This is a genomic window from Pseudohaliea sp., assembly GCF_054552115.1.
Genome location: NZ_JBTOLW010000011.1, coordinates 22,483 through 38,710 on the forward strand (window position 1 = coordinate 22,483; position 16,228 = coordinate 38,710).

Consider the following 16,228-nt stretch of genomic DNA (forward strand, 5'->3'; position numbering starts at 1 on the left):
GGCCTGCGATGGAGAGGAGATAGCAATGGCATTCAGACTCGGCGTAGACGTCGGCGGCACCTTCACCGACTTCCTGCTCATGAACGAGGAGACGGGCGAGACCCACACCGCGAAGGTGCCGTCCACGCCGGAGGATTCCTCCATCGGCGTGCTCAACGGCGTGGCGCGGGTGTGCGAGGAGTCCGGGATCGAGCCGGGCGACATCAAGCTGGTCATGCACGGCACGACGGTGGCGACGAACGCCGTGCTGACGGGCAAGGGGGCCCGGGTGGGGCTCGTGACCACCGCAGGTTTCGAGGATACATTGCAGGTTGCGCGCTCTTACTGCCCCGGCGGCCTCGGCGGCTGGGTCAGCTATATCAAGAGCCCGCTGCTGGCGCCGCTGGAGCTGACCATCGGTGCGACTGAGCGCATGGCCGCTGACGGCTCAGTGGTCACCCCGCTGGACGAGGACCGGCTCCGGGCCGATCTCGAGGCGCTCTACGCCCGCGGTGAGGTCGAGGCGCTCACCATCTGCTTCGTCAATGCCTACATCAACCACGCCCACGAAGAGCGCGCCCGGGAGATCGCCCGGGAGATCTTCGGCGATACGCCGATCTCGATCTCCAGCGAGGTGGTGCCCGAGATGCAGGAATACGAGCGCACGGAGACCACGGTGGTGAACTCCTACGTGCGCCCGGAAGTCTCCCGCTACGTGAACAACCTGCAGAACGCCCTGGAAGAGCGGCTGGGCGCGGACACGCAGCTGTCCATCCTGCGCTCCGACGGCGGCCTGGCCTCGGCCCGGGCCGCGGCCGATTCGCCGGTGAACCTGCTCATGTCCGGCCCCGCCGGCGGCGTCGCCGGCGCCATCTACTTCTGCAGCCGTGCCGGCTACGACAATATCCTCACCTTCGACATGGGCGGCACCTCCACGGATGTGGCGCTCATCCAGAATTCGAAGGCGCGCGTTCGCCGGGAAACCTACGTCGGCGACGTGAACGTGCGCGCGCCCTCCGTGGACGTGCGCACCGTGGGCGCCGGTGGCGGCTCCATCGCCTTCGTGCCGGAGCTCACGAAAGCGCTGCGCGTGGGCCCCGAGTCCGCCGGGGCCGTGCCCGGACCTGCCTGCTACATGAAAGGCGGCACGGAACCCACGGTCTGCGACGCCAACGTGGTGCTCGGCTACCTGCCCTCGGACGTGCAGCTCGGCGGCAAGATGGAAATCAACTACGACGCTTCCGTGGCGGCGGTGCAGAAGGTGGCCGACGCGATGGGCATCGGCCTGATGGAGGCGGCCGAGGGCATCATCAAGATCGTCAACGAATCCATGTTCGGCGCCCTGCGCCTGGTGTCCGTCGAGCAGGGCTACGATCCGCGCGACTTCGCGCTGGTGGGCTTCGGGGGCGCGGGTCCGCTGCACGCCAACGCGCTCGGTATTCTCACCAACGCCTGGCCGGTGATCGTCCCGCCGGGCCCGGGCGTGCTCTGTGCCTACGGCGATGCGACCACGCAGGTGCAGGACGAGGCGGCGCGAACCTACCTGACCATGGCCGAGGACCTCACCAACGACAAGCTCCTGGCCGACCTCAAGGAGCTGCAGTCGCGGGCCGGGCAGGCGCTGGTTGCCGACGGCATTCCTGCCGAGCAGCACGAAGTCACCTTCCAGGCGGATCTGCGCTACATGGGCCAGGCCTTCCAGATCACCGTCGATTTCACCGAGGACCAGCTGCGCGATAAAGGCGTCGCGATGCTGACCGACGCCTTCGACGAGGAGCATGAGCAGCTGTTCACCTTCAAGCTCGGCGACGGCCACGAGATCCTCATGATCCGCGCCGTGGCCAAGGCCGCCACGCGCACGGTACTCACCCGCGAGGGCGGCGATACGAGTGCGTCCCTCGACGACTGCGTCATCCACGAGAGCCGCTTCTACTACGAGGGCGCCTGGCACGACATCCGCCTCTACGACCGGGGCAGGCTGCACGAGGGACTGACGGTGCCGGGGCCGGCCATCGTCACGGAAATGGACTCCACCACGGTGGTACTGCCGGGCTACGCGGCCGGCGTCGACGCCATCGGCAACCTGCTGATCAACCCGGCAGCCTGAGGAGGGTAGCGAGATGCCTGCACGAATCATCCAGGAAAACAGCGCGCCGCTGAAGACCGTGGACGTTGACGGCGTGACCGTCGACCTCATCGAAAATGCCCTCAAGAACGCGCGCGAGGAAATGGACGCGGTCCTGTTCCGCACCGCGATGTCCCCGGGGATCCGCGAGCAGGGGGACTGTTTTCCCATGATCGCCAACCGCGACGGCAAGATGGTCGTGGGCCAGTTTGGTTCCTTCATCGGCCCGTTCCTGTCGGCCTATGACGCCGATATCGAGGAAGGCGACATCATCCTCACCAACGACCCCTACATGTGTAACGCGGCGGTCTCGCACCTGCCGGACTGGGTCGTGCTCGTGCCCGTGTTCAAGGACGGCCGCCACATCGCCTGGAGCGCGATGTTCGGGCACATGTCCGACAACGGCGGCATGGTGCCGGGCTCCATCCCGATCAGGGCGACGACCATCTACCAGGAAGGGATCCGCATCCCGCCGACCAAGCTGTACAAGAGGGGCGTGCTGCAGGAAGACGTGCTCGAACTGATCCTGCACAACGTGCGCACGCCGCAGTGGAACCGCTTTGACCTCAACGCTCTCGTCGCCGCCTGCAAGACCGCGGCGCGGCGCTGTGTCGAGATCGCCGAGCGCTTCGGCGACGACGTGCTGGCCACCACCATGGACGTCATGCTCCAGCGCAACTACGACGCCATGAAGCACATCATCGAAAACTTCGTGCCCGAGGAGCCGCGGGAGTTCGAGGACTATTTGTGCGACGACGGTATGGGCATGGGCCCGTACCGGATCAAGTGCCGGCTCTGGCGCGAGGGCAGCAAGGCGATCTTCGACTTTGCGGGCACGGACCCGCAGGCGCAGAGCTCGGTGAACTTCTTCCTCAACGAAGACATGTTCAAGATGTTCTTCGGCTCCTTCACGATCAACGTGGTGGACCCGCAGATCGTCTTCAACGACGGCTTCTACGACCTCGTCGACGTGCGCATCCCCGAAGGTACGCTGCTCAAACCGAAGTACCCCGCAGCCCTCTCGGGCCGTACCCATGCCCTGGGCCGCATCTTCGACCTCCTCGGCGCGCTCCTCGGCATGGGCGCGCCGGAACAGATGCTGAACGCTGCGGGCTTTTCCGATTCCCCGCACCTGTTCTACTCCGGCTACCGCGACGACGGCGAGTGGTTCCAGCTGTTCCAGATCGGCTTCGGCGGTATCCCCGGCCGGCCCGTGGGTGACGGCCCCGACGGGCACAGCCTCTGGCCGGGCTTTACCAACGTGCCCAACGAGTTCATCGAGAGCTACTTCCCGCTGCGCATCGAGACCTACGCCACGATCCCGGATTCCGGCGGCGCCGGCCTGCATCGTGGCGGCAACGGTCTCACGGTGGCCTACCGTTTCCTCGCGGACGGTGAGATCGGTATCCACGACGACCGGTGGCTGACGTACCCGTGGGGCGTGCTCGGCGGCGAACCGGGCCTGCGCTCCACCAAGCGGCTGCTGCGCACCGATGGCAGTGAGGAATGGCTGGGCGCCAAGGCCGAGGGCATCAAGGTGAAGAAGGGCGACCTGCTCTACTTCAACACCTGGGGCGGCGGCGGCTGGGGCGACCCCTACGAGCGCGATCCGGAGCTGGTGCGCCAGGACGTCGCCCGCCGCCTCGTCACCGTCGACGGCGCGCGGCGCTACGGCGTGGTCATCGGCGAGGACGGCAGCGTCGACGCCGATGCCACGGCGGCCCTGCGCGACGAGTTGCGCGCGGCGCGTGGCGACGTCGAGCTCTTCAACCGCGGCGGCTCCATCGACGAGCTCAAGGCACGCTGCCTCGAGGAGACCCACCTCGAGCCGCCGGTGGACCCGAGCTTCCAGGGTGTGGCCTGAGGCCCGGGCCGTGGCGGATCTCGAGCGACACAGTGCGCAGCTCGGCCGACGGCCGGCCCTGGTACTCGTGGACATGATCAACGCGTTCACGGACCCGGCCAGCCCGCTGGGCAGTGAAGCGGATGAGGTGGTGGCGGCCAACGCGCGCCTGCTCGCCGCCTTCCGTGAGCGTGGGCTGCCGGTGTTCTTTACCACCGTGGTCTACCACAGCGATGACCAGGCGACGGTGTTCCGCCGGCGCCTGCCGGCGCTCGAAGTTCTGAAGCCCTGTTCGGATGCGATCCGTGTGGACGAGCGGCTGGCACCACGCCCCGGGGAGCGGCTCATCGAGAAATGCTACGCCAGCAGCTTCTTCGGCACGGACCTTGACCAGCGGCTGAAGGCCGCCGGTGTCGACAGCCTCGTGGTCACGGGCCTCACGACGAGCGGCTGTGTGCGCGCCACCGTGGTGGACGGGTTGCAGCATGACTACCCCGTCTTCGTGCCCGCGGACGCGGTGGGCGACCGTAATCCCGAAGCCCACGCGGCCAACCTCCACGACATGCATGCGAAATATGCCGACGTGTCGGACACGCAGGCCATCATCGCCGCCCTGCCCCCGCAGGAGGCCGCCGGATGATGGGCCGCGTCCGCATCCTGGTGGTCGGCTATCGCAAGTTCAGCGAGCTGATCAACGTGCTCCTCCCGGAGTTCGAGCAGGACGTGGAAGTGACCATCGTCGAGTCCATCGCGACGGAAAGCACCGACTATTCGGGCCTGGTCGACAAGCATCGGCCCGACGTCGTTATCAGTGCCGGCTCCAACGCCGCCTACCTGCGCGCCACGCTGTCGGTCCCGGTGCTGTCTCAGCCGATCACGGATACGGACCTGCTCGAGGCCCTCGGCAAGGCGCGGAAGATCTCGCGCCGGATTCACGTTTTCACCTACGCCGAAAAGGCCGGCCCCAGCGAGCGGCTCTTCGCCAGCCTGCCCGAGTTCGCCGACATCGAGCTCCTGCACCACAGCTACAGTACGGCGAGCGAGGCCAGCGAGACGCTGCTCCTCGCCATCGCCGATGAGGACCCGCAGGTGATCGTCGGGCCGAGCTACACCTGCGGCCTCGCCGAACAGCGCGGCATCCCGGCCATCCTCATGTACAGCCGGGAGTCGGCACGGGACATGCTGCGCCGGGCGATCGACACCGGACGTGCCGCGCGCACGGCCCGCGCCACCGAGCGAGGTGCGCCGGATCAGCGTTTCGTGATCCACTCCCGGCAGATGGAGCGGGTTGCGAGCCTCGCGCGGACCTATGCGAGGGGCCAGGCCGCGGTGCTGCTGCAAGGTGAGAGCGGCACCGGCAAGGAGCACATTGCCCGGGAGATCCACCGCCTGAGCGATTTTGCCGACGGTCCCCTGGTCGCCGTCAACTGCGCCAGCATCCCCAACGAGCTGTTCGAGAGCGAGCTGTTCGGTTACGTGGAGGGCGCCTTCACCAGCTCGCGCCGCGGCGGCCGGGTCGGCCTCATGGAGCAGGCGAACGGGGGTGTCCTGTTTCTCGACGAGATCGGCGAACTGCCGCTTCAGCAGCAGGTCAAGCTGCTGCGCGCGCTGCAGGAGCGACGCGTGCGCCCCGTGGGCGGCAATCGTGAGATCGAGGTCGATTTCAAGCTGATCGCTGCGACCAACCAGGACCTGCGCCGCGCCGTCAGCGCCGGCGAGTTCCGGGACGATCTCTACTTCCGTCTCAACGTGTTCACCCTGAAGCTGCCTCCGCTGCGGGAGCGGCCGGAGGACATACCGGCCATTGCCCGCTATTACCTCGGTGAATACGCCCGGCAGTACCGGGTCAGCGTCGATACGGCAGAGCTCCTCGCGCGCGTGGAGCGGGACTTCCAGTGCTATCGCTGGCCTGGAAACGTGCGCGAGCTGCAGAACTTTGCTGAGCGGCTGGTGGTGAACTGCCTCGACCGTCCGCTCGGGGAAATCGACCGGCACGCACTGCGTGAAATTCTTCCGGAACTCTTCATGGACCGGGAAGACCGCGACCAGCGGGGCCTGTTGAAGGCGCAGGAGGAGGAAACCATCCGCGAGGCCATGCAGCGCTTCTCGGGCGATAAACAGAAAGTTGCCGAGTTTCTCGGTATTAGTACCACAACGCTATGGCGGCGCCTGAAACACATGGGTCCCCGGGCAGAGGCCGACGTAGACTCGAGCGTAAGCAAAAGCCGCTAGCAAGAAAAGCAGTTGCTGATAGCAATCAGGAGGAGAGCCATGAACTACAGCAAGCGACCGATGATCGCCGCCCTGGCCCTGGCCAGTGCATCCCTGGCGGGCGGTCCCGCCGCCCTGGCGCAGGACAGCGCCCTGGCCATCGAGGAGGTGGTGGTGACCGCGCGGAAGCGCGCCGAGAACCTGCAGGAGGTGCCGATTGCCATCAGTGCCATCGACGAGAATACGATCCAGCGCGCTGGTATTGAGCGGGCAGGTGACTATGTCGGCCTGATTCCCAATGTGACCCTGGTCGACACGGCCAACGTCGGTGACACCCAGCTGAGCATCCGTGGCATCGTCTCCACCCGTGATGCCGAGTCGACCTTTGCCTACGTCGTCGACGGTATTCTCAGCACCAACCCGAACTCGTTCAACGAAGAACTCTTCGACGTTCAGCAGATCGAGGTACTGAAGGGGCCCCAGGGCGCGCTCTATGGCCGCAACGCAGTGGCCGGCGCGATTCTCGTCACCACGAAGCAGCCGAGCAACGAGTTCGAAGCGCGCATCGGCGGCGGCGTCGGCAACAACGAGAGCACCAAGCTCAACGCCATGGTCAGCGGCCCGATCATCGAGGACAAGCTGCTCGGCCGCCTGGCGGTCAGCACGCGGGAGACGGACGGTTTCTACCGCAACATTTTCACCGGCCAGGACGATGCCGTCGATTTTCTCGACGACACGAGTACCCGCGGCCGGCTGATCTGGAACGCCACCCCGGACTTGACCTTCGACCTGCGGGCGGGCTACTCCGAAGTGAAGGGCGGTGCGATCAACTACAACGCCGCGTTCGCGATTCCCGCCTTCGTCGACGTCTTCGGCCAGCCGAACTATTTCCAGGATCCGAATGACATGGACTTCCGCTTCATCTTCAACGTGCCGGGGGAGAATGAGCAGGAAACCCTTGACCTTGCTCTGAAGATGGACTGGTCCCTCGGCTTCGCCGACCTCATCGCCAGCGTGGCCTACAACGACCTCGAGGAGTACCTGCTCTCCGACGGCACGGCGGCGACGTTCTACGGCTACGAGCTGACCCCGGCCTGCCAGGCGGGCCGGGCCGAGCTCAACAGCTTCACCCGCCCGGATCTGTTCGGTGAACCCTTCAACCCCTTCGGCGTACTGCCGCCTGGAGAGGGGAACGATTTCTCCGGTGTCTATGGCCCGTACACGGCGCTGACCTGTGACGGTTACCAGTACCAGGAGCGGAACCAGACCGACCTCAGCTTCGATGCGCGCCTCGTGTCGCCGCAGGACCAGTCCGTGCGCTGGATAGCCGGTGTCTACGTCGCCGATATCGAGCGCGAGGTGGTGGTGGCATATGGTGCGGACCAGGGCCAGGGTTTCCTGCGCCAGCCCTATGTCGCGCCGAGCGGCCCCAACCCCACGGACCTTTTGTTCTGGGACGATTTCGAAACCACGGTCTACTCCACCTACGGGCAGCTGGAATTCGACCTCGGTGAACGCCAGGAGCTGTCCCTGGCTTTCCGCTATGACCGGGAAGAGCGCGAGGTCATCAACAAGGTGCCCAACGTGCCCAACTCGGGCCTCAACGTGAACCTGCTGGACGGCAACGGGCAGCCCGTGCCGATCAACCCGGCCTTCAACAACAACCCGAACGGTATCCCGGACCGGGACCGCGACTTCAGCCAGTTCCAGCCCAAGGTGACCTGGAGCTGGACGGCGACGGATAACGTCAACGTGTACGCGAGCTACGGTGTCGGCTTCCGCAGCGGCGGTTTCAACTCCGTGGGTACGGAAGACCTGCTGAACTTCTGGTTCAATGCCGGGTTCGGTGGCCCGGGGGAGGCGGTGGATGCCGGCATCACGGTCACGGACGACTACGACAAGGAGGTGTCCGAGGCCTTCGAGCTGGGCTTCAAGTCCGAGTGGATGGACCGTCGCCTGCGCCTCAACGCCTCCGTGTTCCGCACGGACGTCGAGGACAACCAGTTCTTCGAGTTCTTCGCCGGCCCCTTCGGCCTGCTGCGCTCGGTGACGACCATCGACGAGCTCTACATCCAGGGCCTGGAAGCTGACTTCACCTTCCTGGCAGCCGACGGCCTGACGGTCTACGGCGGCTTCGGCCTCATGGACTCGGAGATCGAGGAGAACCGCAACCGGCCGCTCTCCGAGGGTAACGACGTGCCGCAGGCACCGGAGGAAACCGCGAACCTCGGCGTCGAGTGGGTCTTCCCCATTGCGGGGGATATCGAGCTGGTGAGCCGCCTCGACTGGCAGTACACCGGCGAGATGTGGTTCCACACCCTGCAGGGTGAGCAGACGCCGACGATCTGGAATGCCTTCTTCGGGCCGGGCTTCAACCAGGACTTCTCCCTGTCCTCCCGCGATGCCTACAGCACCGTGGATCTGCGCATCGGCCTCGAGGCCATGAACTGGTCTATCACGGCCTGGGGCAAGAACATCACGGACGAGGAGTACCTGCAGGAGATCATCCCGGCGCCGGAGTTCGGCGGGACCTTCAACCACCCCTCCGCCCTGCGCGGCTACGGCGTGGATTTCACCTACCGCTTCTGACCGTGGATGCAGTACCGGAAAACGGCGCCGCGAGGCGCCGTTTTTCGTTGAGGCGACCGGTGTGGCGGAGTGTCGCAGCGCTGCTCGCCACCCATTGCCGCTGTTAAACTGTCGTCCACGTTTTGTGGCGAGGGGTGATGCATGGCGGATTGGTTTTCCGGCCTGATGCAACGGGTGCTCCGTGGCGCCCTGCCGCGTCTCATTTTCCTCGCCGCGATCGTTGCGGGTCTCCTCGCCCTCGAGTTCACTCCCCGCGAGGAAGAGCCGCAGATCGTCGTGCCGATGATCGATGTGCTGGTCGAGGCGCCGGGGCTGAGCGCCGCGCAGACCGAGCGCCAGGTGACGCTGCCCCTGGAGAAGCTGCTGAACCAGCTGCCTGGCGTGGAGCACCTCTACGCCAGCTCCGGCGAGGGCGAGGCGGTGGTCACCCTGCGCTTCCGGGTGGGTGAAGACCGCGAGAAGGCGATCCTCAATACCTACAACAAGCTCTACGCCAACCAGGAGCAGATTCCCCCGGTGGTCAGCAGTTGGCAGCTGAAGCCGGTGGAGGTGGACGATGTGCCCATTCTCGTTGTCGGCCTCTGGAGCGACGATCCCGACCGCTACAGCGACTACGAGCTGCGCCGCGTCGCCGAGGAGTTCACCACGGCGCTCCAGGCGATTCCCGACACCAGCGAGGTGAAGGTGGTCGGGGGCCGGCCGCGCACGGCGCGGGTGCTCCTCGACCCGGAAGCCCTCGCCGCACGGCGGACGACCGCCGCCGATGTAGTCGATGCGCTCGCGGTTTCCAGCGTCCTGACCCGCGCCGGGCACTGGGCCGTCGGCGACCGCGCGATCCGCCTGGAGGGCGGCGACGTGCTGCGCGAGCCGTCGGAACTCGACCAACTGGTGGTGAACGTGATCGATGGCGCGCCGGTCACTCTGGGTGAGGTGGCGAAGATCGATGATGGCCCTGCCGAGGCGGAAAACTACAGCTGGCTCATGCCAGAGGACGAAAAGGGAGACGGTTATCCGCTGGTGGTGCTGTCGGTCGCCAAGCAGCGCGGTGCCAATGCGGTTGCCGTGGCCGAAGAGTCCCTCGCCGTCCTGGAGCGCGTGCGCGCCAATATCCTGCCCCCGGAGCTCAGGCTGACGGTCCTGCGCAACTACGGCGAGACGGCCGATGCGAAGGTCAACGACCTGGTCACGTCGCTGGCCTTCGCCATCTTCACTGTGGTGGTCTTTATCGGGGTCTTCCTCGGTTGGCGCCCGGCGGTTGTCGTCGGCCTGGCGGTGCCCGTGTGCTACGGCATCACCCTGGCCCTGGACCTGGCCCTCGGTTACACCATCAACCGGGTGACGCTCTTTGCGCTCATCCTGTCCCTGGGCCTGCTCGTGGATGATCCGATCACCGGCGTCGACAACATCGCCCGCTTCCTTGCCCGCGGCGGCCGCACCGCCGACCGGGTGATAGGCGCGATGGCGGAGCTGCGAACGCCGCTGATCATGTCCACGGTCACGATCATCCTGGCCTTTCTGCCGCTGGCGTTTATCACCGGCATGATGGGTCCCTACATGGCGCCCATGGCCTTCAATGTGCCCGTGAGCGTGATCAGCAGTACCGTGGTGGCCTTCCTGGTCACGCCCTGGGTGGCGAGCCGGCTGCTGCGTCCGGGAGAGGGCGCGCTTGCCGAGGGCGCCGAGGGCAGCGGCTTCTACTACCGGGCTATCGCCCCTTTCCTCGCCAGCCGGCGGCGCGCGAAGGCGGTGCTCCTGGCCGTGGTCCTGCTGTTCCTGGCGGCAGCGCTGCTGCCGGCCCTGCGCCTGGTGCCGCTCAAGCTCCTGCCCTTCGACAACAAGAACGAGGTGCAGGTGCTCATCGACATGCCGGAGGGAACCAGCCTCGAGCGTACCGCGGCGCTCACCCGCACGGTGGCGGAAGCCGTCGCCCGGGTGCCCGAGGTGGCCGACATCGCCGGTTTTGTGGGCGTGCCTTCGCCGATGGATTTCAACGGCATGGTGCGGCGCTACTATCAGCGCCAGGGTCCGCACCTGGGCGAACTCCGCCTCGTGCTCGTCGACAAGCTGGACCGGGAGCACCAGTCGCACGCCGTGGTCCTGCGCCTGCGGGAACTGCTGGCCCCCTACAGCGGCGACGGCGTGGTGGTGCGGGTTGTTGAGGTTCCCCCGGGGCCGCCGGTGCTGAGCACGCTGGTGGCCGAGATCTACGCCGAGCCCCTCACGCCCTACGATGCCCAGCAGGCGGCAGCGGAAACGCTCATGGCCCGCCTCGAGCGCGAGCCGCACGTGGTCGAGGTCGACTCGAGCCTGGAGGCGCCCTGGCCGCGCCTGCGCTTCGTTACCGACAAGCAGAAAGCCGCGCTGTCGGGCGTGGCGACGGCCGACGTGGCGAACACGCTTGCCATGGCCAATGCGGGGCTGGTCGCGGGCTACCTGCAGCAGCCCGAGGAACTCCACCCGCTGCCCGTGGAGCTCCGCCTGCCGGTGCCTGAGCGCGCATCGCTTGCCGATTTCGAGCGCCTCATCGTCCGCGGCCGCCCGGGCGTGGCCAAGGCCACGACCCCGCAGGGGCTGGAGCTCGCGCCGCAGCCGCTGGTGCCTCTCGGTGAACTCGGCAGCTTCGAGGCAGGCAGCGCGGACCCGACGCTGCACCGCAAGGACCTCCGGCGCGTGATCTACGTGACGGCGGAGCTCAACGGCCGGACACCGGCCGAGGTGGCGGCGGACGTGGCCGCCGATTACCGGGACGATTCCGCCGAGGCGACCGGTCCGGCCGGCGCCCGCCATGATCGCTGGGCGTCGCGCACCTACTTCAATAACGGGGCGGGGGACAGCTGGAGCCTGCCGCCGGGCACCTCGGCGAGCTGGACCGGCGAGGGCGAGCTCAGCATCACCCTCGACGTGTTCCGCGACATGGGGCTGGGCTACCTCTTCGCGCTGCTGGCGATCTTCGCGGTGTTGCGGCTGCAGACCGCCTCGACGGCGCTGTCGCTGATCATCATGGCCGCCATACCCCTCACGATCATCGGCATCATGCCCGGCTTCTGGGCCATGAACGGCTTTGGTGAGCGCGTGGTTGCGGGTGCCCCGGACCCCGTGCTGTTCACGGCGACGGCGATGATCGGCATGATCGCGCTCGCCGGCATCGTGGTGCGCAATTCGCTGATCCTGGTGGAGTTCGTGACTGAGGCACGCCAGGGCGGCGCGAGCGTGCGCGAGGCAGTGCTCAGTGCCGGTGCGGTGCGCATGCGCCCGGTGCTGCTTACGGCCGGCACGACGCTTCTCGGCAACCTCGTCATCACCCTGGACCCGGTCTTCAACGGCCTGGCGCTCGCGATCATCTTCGGCATCATCGCCTCGACCCTGTTCACCCTGCTGGTGGTGCCGGTCGTCTACTGGCTGGTGTTCGAACCGGCCGCCCCGACAGCGACCCCGTCGGCAGAGGAAGGAGAAACCCCATGACAAGCCTGCTGCGAAAGCTGCTTCTGCCCCTCGGCGCCCTGCTGGTGCTCCTGCTGCTGATCTACTGGATGGCCGGTGGCTTCCGCGACCAGGTTGTTCCGGGGCTCGGGCGCGCAGCGCCGGCGGCAGCCGGGGACGCCCTGCCGGTGCGTGCGGAAACGGAGCCGGCCTTCGAGGCCGTTCCCGCCTCGGTGGAGGCGCGCGAGACGACGGTGGTCGCTTCGCGGCTGCTGGCCCGCATCACGGAACTCCCGGTGCGTGCCGGAGATTACGTGGAGGCCGGTCAGCTCCTCGTGCGCCTGGAGCAGGCGGATCTCGAGGCGCGGGCGCGGCAGGCCCAGGAGACGGTGCGCAGCGTTTCCGCGCGGCTGAAGGAGGCGCGGCAGAACCTGGCGCGCGCCGAAGAACTGCATGGCCGCCAGCTCATTGCGGACGCCGACCTCGACGCCGCACGCGCAAACGCCGCCAGCCTGGAGGCGCAGCTCGCCGCCGCCCGGCAGGCGGCCGAGGAGGCGGAAACGGCGCTCAGCTATTCGCGCATCACCTCGCCCCTCGCCGGTCGCATTGTCGACCGCTTTGCTGAGCCCGGCGATACGGTACAGCCCGGACAGAAGATTCTTTCCCTCTACAACCCGTTTTCCCTGCGCGTGGAGGCACGGGTCCGTGAGGGGCTGGCCCTCGCTCTCACGCCGGGGGAGGAACTGGCGGTGGCCGTGCCCGCGGTCAACAAGGCCTTTACCGCGCGTATCGAGGAAATCGTCCCGGCCGCGGACCCGGCCTCGCGGACCTTCGAGGTGAAGGCCACCCTGACGGCGCAGAACGGACTGCTCCCCGGCATGTACGCACGGCTCAGGGTACCCGCCGGGGAACGCGAGCGGCTGCTGGTACCCGCCGACCGGGTCCGCCGCGTCGGCCAGCTCGACGTGCTCTGGGTCGCCGGAGAAAACGGCGTGGAGCGGCGCTTCGTCCGCCTGGGCCCCCCGCGCGATGACGGGCACGTCGAGGTGCTGGCCGGCGCAGCCGCCGGCGAGCAGGTGTTGCCGCCGCCCGGCCAGGGCTGAGTCGGGCGGGGCTGCGCCGGCCTAAACCGGCTCGGGCGTTTCGTCGCGGTAGCTGTCGATGGCCGGGCAGGCGCAGAACAGGTTGCGGTCGCCGTAGACGTTGTCCACCCGGCCTACCGGCGCCCAGTACTTGTCGTTGCGCAGGCTGTCTACCGGATAGGCGGCCTGGCTCCGAGGGTACGGGTGAGGCCAGTGCTCTGCAGTCAGTTCCGCCAGCGTGTGCGGGGCATTCACCAGGGGATTGTTGTCCGCCGGCAGCCGGCCTTCCTCCACGGCGCGGATCTCCTCGCGGATCGTGATCATCGCATCGCAGAAACGGTCCAGCTCGGCGAGGGACTCGGACTCGGTCGGCTCGACCATCAGCGTACCCGCGACCGGGAAGGACATGGTCGGGGCGTGGAAACCGAAATCGATCAGCCGCTTCGCCACGTCTTCCTCGCCGATACCGCTCCTTTCCTTCAAGGGCCGCAGGTCGACGATGCACTCGTGCGCGACACGCCCGTTGCGCCCGGTGTAGAGGATCGGGAAATGCGGCGCCAGCCGGTGGGCGATGTAGTTCGCCGAGAGAATCGCCACTTCGCTGGCGCGGGTGAGGCCCCGGGCGCCCATGAGGGCGATGTAGGTCCAGGAGATCGGCAGGATGGAGGCGCTGCCCCAGGGCGTGGCCGAGACGACGTCGTTGTCCGCGGCGAGTCCGGGTACGGGCACTACCGGGTGCGAGGGCAGGAAGGGCTCGAGGTGCGCGCCGACGCCGATCGGGCCCATCCCCGGTCCGCCGCCGCCGTGCGGGATACAGAAGGTCTTGTGCAGGTTCAGGTGCGAGACGTCGGCGCCGAACTCACCGGGCGCGGCGATGCCCACCAGCGCATTCAGGTTCGCGCCGTCCACGTAGACCTGGCCGCCGTGGGCATGGATCAACTCGCAGAGCTCGACGATGGACTCCTCGAACACGCCGTGCGTTGAGGGGTAGGTGACCATGATCGCAGCGAGCTGCTCGCTGTGCGCCTCGACCTTCGCCTTCAGGTCGTCCATGGCTACGTTGCCCTCGCTGTCGCAGTCGACGATGACGATGCGCATCCCGGCAAGGGCGGCACTCGCCGGGTTGGTGCCGTGAGCCGAGGCGGGGATGAGGCAGAGGTCCCGGTGCCCCTCGCCGCGCGCCTGGTGATAGCGGCGGATGGCCAGGAGCCCGGCGTACTCGCCCTGGGAGCCGGCGTTGGGCTGCAGCGAGATGGCGTCGTAACCGGTGCACTCGCGCAGCATGTGCGAGAGCTCGTCGAGGAGCCGGCGATAGCCCTCGGTCTGCGACGCCGGCGCAAAGGGGTGGATGCGGGCGAACTCCGGCCAGCTCACCGGGAGCATCTCCGTGGTCGCGTTCAGCTTCATGGTGCAGCTACCGAGGGGGATCATGGCCCGGTTGAGCGCGATGTCCCGCCCCTCCAGCCGGTGCAGGTAGCGCAGCATCTCCGTCTCGGACTGGAAGCTGTTGAAGAGCGGGTGCTGCAGGTAGTCGACGGGGCGCTCCAGTGCTTCCGGCAGGCCGCTGGGCACCGCCGGGTCATCGGCCACCTCGGCGCTGTCGCCGAAGACCGCGAGAAGGTCGGCCAGATCCGCGAGGGTGGTGGTCTCGTCCAAGGCGATGCCGAGGCGGTCGTCGCCCACCGGGCGCAGGTTGATGCCGGCGGCCTCGGCGCTCGCCAGCAGTTCTGCCTGCCGGTCACCGACGCGCACGGTCACGGTGTCGAACCAGTGCGTGTTATCGAGGGCGAATCCGGCGGCGGTCAGCCGCGCGGCGAGCAGGTTGGTGAGCCGGTGCACGCGCTCGGCGATGCGGCGCAGCCCGTCGGGGCCGTGGTACATGGCGTAGAAGGCCGCCATGATCGCCAGCAGGGCCTGCGCGGTGCAGATGTTGCTCGTGGCCTTTTCGCGGCGGATGTGCTGCTCGCGGGTCTGCATGGCCATGCGCAGCGCCTGCCGGCCGTGCCGATCGACGGAGACACCGATGATGCGCCCGGGGGTCGAGCGCTTGTAGCTATCCCGGGTGGCAAAGAAGGCGGCGTGCGGGCCTCCGAAACCCATGGGGATGCCGAAGCGCTGGCTGGAGCCGAGGACGACGTCGGCGCCGGCCTCGCCCGGTGCCTTCAGCAGGAGCAGGGCGAGCAGGTCGGCGGCGACGCACACGAGTGTCTGCTGGCCATGGGCCGCCTCGATCATCGGCGCCAGGTCGCGCACCTCGCCGTGGCTGCCAGGGTATTGCAGCAGCAGCCCGAAGGCATCGCCGCCGGCCAGCGGGTCCTCGGGGTCGGCGACGACGACCTCGATATCCAGCGGCTCGGCACGGGTGCGCAGCACGGCCAGGGTCTGCGGATGACAGTCTGACGCCACCAGGAAGCGGTTGCTGCGGTTCTTCTTGTTTACCCGCTGCAGGAGCGTCATGGCCTCGGCGGCGGCCGTGGCCTCGTCGAGGAGTGAGGCGTTGGCGAGGTCCATGCCCGTGAGGTCCATCACCAACTGCTGGTAGGCGAGCAGTGCCTCCAGGCGGCCCTGCGAGATCTCCGGCTGGTAGGGGGTGTAGGCCGTGTACCAGCCAGGGTTCTCAAGCACGTTGCGCTGGATGACCGCCGGGGTGAAGGTGTCGTGGTAGCCCATGCCGATGAAGGAGCGCAGCACCCGGTTGCGGCCGGCGATGTTGCGCAGGCGTTCGAGTACGGCCTCTTCCGTCTCCGGCTCCGCCAGCGCCATGGCCCCCCGCCGACGGATGCTGCCCGGCACCGTGGCGTCGATGAGCGCCGCCAGGCTGTCATAACCGATGGCCCGGGCCATCTCGGCCTGCTCCGCCTCCGTGGGGCCGATATGACGGCGGAGGAAGGCGTCGCGGTCTTCAAGCTGGGCCAGGGGTGTGTCGTTCATGGAGGCTCCCGGTCAGGAAAAGAGCGGGGCCTCGGGGCCCCGGGAAAA

The 16,228-nt window shown here is 67.6% G+C and carries 8 protein-coding genes; 7 read left to right on the forward strand and 1 reads right to left on the reverse strand.

What is annotated here, in order from left to right; genetic code table 11:
• Positions 1–25 precede the first annotated feature (25 nt).
• From ACX93N_RS07395 to ACX93N_RS07425, 7 genes are all read left to right on the forward strand, one after another.
• Positions 26–2,086, forward strand: a complete 2,061-nt coding sequence (locus ACX93N_RS07395) for a hydantoinase/oxoprolinase family protein (protein ID WP_459427763.1) — start codon at positions 26–28, stop codon at positions 2,084–2,086.
• A gap of 13 nt (positions 2,087–2,099) precedes the next feature.
• The gene (locus ACX93N_RS07400) at positions 2,100–3,968 is read left to right on the forward strand and encodes a hydantoinase B/oxoprolinase family protein (RefSeq protein ID WP_459427764.1); all 1,869 of its coding nucleotides are present in this window, start codon (positions 2,100–2,102) and stop codon (positions 3,966–3,968) included.
• A gap of 10 nt (positions 3,969–3,978) precedes the next feature.
• Complete coding sequence (locus ACX93N_RS07405; protein ID WP_459427765.1) at positions 3,979–4,587, forward strand: isochorismatase family protein; 609 nt, start codon at positions 3,979–3,981, stop codon at positions 4,585–4,587.
• Complete coding sequence (locus tag ACX93N_RS07410) at positions 4,584–6,179, forward strand: sigma 54-interacting transcriptional regulator (protein ID WP_459427766.1); 1,596 nt, start codon at positions 4,584–4,586, stop codon at positions 6,177–6,179. The genes ACX93N_RS07405 and ACX93N_RS07410 overlap by 4 nt, the downstream gene beginning before the upstream one ends.
• Before the next feature lie 39 nt (positions 6,180–6,218).
• On the forward strand, positions 6,219–8,747 hold the full coding sequence (locus ACX93N_RS07415; RefSeq protein ID WP_459427767.1) for a TonB-dependent receptor: 2,529 nt from the start codon (positions 6,219–6,221) through the stop codon (positions 8,745–8,747).
• A gap of 141 nt (positions 8,748–8,888) precedes the next feature.
• Positions 8,889–12,209 carry an efflux RND transporter permease subunit gene (locus ACX93N_RS07420; protein WP_459427768.1) on the forward strand — a complete coding sequence of 1,107 codons (3,321 nt, stop codon included), beginning with the start codon at positions 8,889–8,891 and terminating at the stop codon, positions 12,207–12,209.
• Positions 12,206–13,270, forward strand: coding sequence for an efflux RND transporter periplasmic adaptor subunit (locus ACX93N_RS07425; RefSeq protein ID WP_459427769.1), 1,065 nt, complete (start codon positions 12,206–12,208; stop codon positions 13,268–13,270). Before ACX93N_RS07420 ends, ACX93N_RS07425 begins: the two co-directional genes overlap by 4 nt.
• A gap of 21 nt (positions 13,271–13,291) precedes the next feature.
• Here the strand turns inward: ACX93N_RS07425 and gcvP are convergent, their stop codons facing one another.
• Positions 13,292–16,180 carry an aminomethyl-transferring glycine dehydrogenase gene (gcvP, locus tag ACX93N_RS07430; protein ID WP_459427770.1) on the reverse strand — a complete coding sequence of 963 codons (2,889 nt, stop codon included), beginning with the start codon at positions 16,178–16,180 and terminating at the stop codon, positions 13,292–13,294.
• Between the last annotated feature and the right edge of the window lie 48 nt (positions 16,181–16,228).

Bases quoted from the DNA above. Each gene is read 5' to 3' on its own strand.
- ACX93N_RS07395 (WP_459427763.1), top strand. From the start codon at position 26: ATGGCATTCAGACTCGGCGTAGACGTCGGCGGCACCTTCACCGACTTC.
- ACX93N_RS07400 (WP_459427764.1), top strand. From the start codon at position 2,100: ATGCCTGCACGAATCATCCAGGAAAACAGCGCGCCGCTGAAGACCGTG.
- ACX93N_RS07410 (WP_459427766.1), top strand. From the start codon at position 4,584: ATGATGGGCCGCGTCCGCATCCTGGTGGTCGGCTATCGCAAGTTCAGC.
- ACX93N_RS07415 (WP_459427767.1), top strand. From the start codon at position 6,219: ATGAACTACAGCAAGCGACCGATGATCGCCGCCCTGGCCCTGGCCAGT.
- ACX93N_RS07420 (WP_459427768.1), top strand. From the start codon at position 8,889: ATGGCGGATTGGTTTTCCGGCCTGATGCAACGGGTGCTCCGTGGCGCC.
- ACX93N_RS07425 (WP_459427769.1), top strand. From the start codon at position 12,206: ATGACAAGCCTGCTGCGAAAGCTGCTTCTGCCCCTCGGCGCCCTGCTG.
- gcvP (WP_459427770.1), bottom strand. From the start codon at position 16,180: ATGAACGACACACCCCTGGCCCAGCTTGAAGACCGCGACGCCTTCCTC.